Below are 1,025 nucleotides of genomic sequence, written 5' to 3' on the forward strand. Positions count from 1 at the left end.
TTGGTGCAATTGCAGGCAGCCGGGCTGTTCGACCAACCCACACCGCAGACCACCCAAGCCCTGTATCAACGCTTGCAGGAACGCTCCAGCGGGACGGTAGGTGTCGATCCTCGTTGGCTGGCCCACAGCCTGCGCTGGCTGGCCGATGAGGGCTGGCTGGCCACTGATGGCGACACTTGGCGCGTGCAGCGCGTGGTGGCCGCCGAGAGTGCCTGGGCCGCCTGGGACAGTGCGTTGCGCGAGGCCGAGGGCGACGCCGACCGGCGTGCCCAGGCGCAGTTGGTTGACGCCTGCCTGCGCGCCTTGCCTGCGGTGCTGAGTGGGCGCCTGCGTGCGACCGAGGTGATGTTCCCCGAGGGTTCCATGGCGCGGGTCGAGGGCATCTACAAGCACAATGCGGTGTCCGACTATTTCAACGAGGTGATCACCCAGGCGGTGCTGGCGCGGGTACGCGCCGGTCACCAGGCCGGGGCGGCACCGGTGCGCATCCTTGAGATCGGCGCCGGCACCGGCGGCACCAGTGCAAGGGTGCTGCAGGGCCTGGATAGCTTGGGTGTCGAGGTGGGGCAGTACGCCTACACCGACCTGTCGCGGGCGTTTTTGATGCACGCCCAGACGGCTTATGGCGAGGGGCGGTCTTACCTGGATTACCGCATCCTGGATGTGGAGAAAGACCTGGTGCAGCAGGGCCTGGAACTGGGCAGCTATGATGTGGTGATCGCGACCAATGTCCTGCATGCCACCGCCGATATTCGCCAAGTGGTCGAGCACGCCAAGGCAGCGCTGAAGACGGATGGCTGGTTGTTGTTGAATGAGCTGAGCCAGGCGTCACTGTTCAGTCACCTGACCTTCGGCCTGCTGGAGGGCTGGTGGCGTTATCGCGACGAGGCGTTGCGGCTGCCGGGTACGCCGGGCTTGTCCAGTGAGCGCTGGCAACAGGTGCTGGAAGAGGCGGGTTATCGCGGGGTGATGTTCCCGTGCCAGGCGTTTCATGGGCTGGGACAGCAAGTGGTGATGGCGCGCAG

1 protein-coding gene is annotated in these 1,025 nt (G+C 65.9%); it reads left to right on the top strand.

The window, feature by feature from the left end; all coding sequences use genetic code 11:
- Nucleotides 1–1,025, top strand: a 1,025-nt coding sequence (locus E3O56_RS16155) for a class I SAM-dependent methyltransferase (protein ID WP_248128553.1), incomplete at both ends; no start/stop codon positions are given.

Origin of the sequence: Pseudomonas sp. W2Aug9, from assembly GCF_023127755.1 — a bacterium.
In the GTDB taxonomy this organism is placed as follows: domain Bacteria; phylum Pseudomonadota; class Gammaproteobacteria; order Pseudomonadales; family Pseudomonadaceae; genus Aquipseudomonas; species Aquipseudomonas synxantha_A.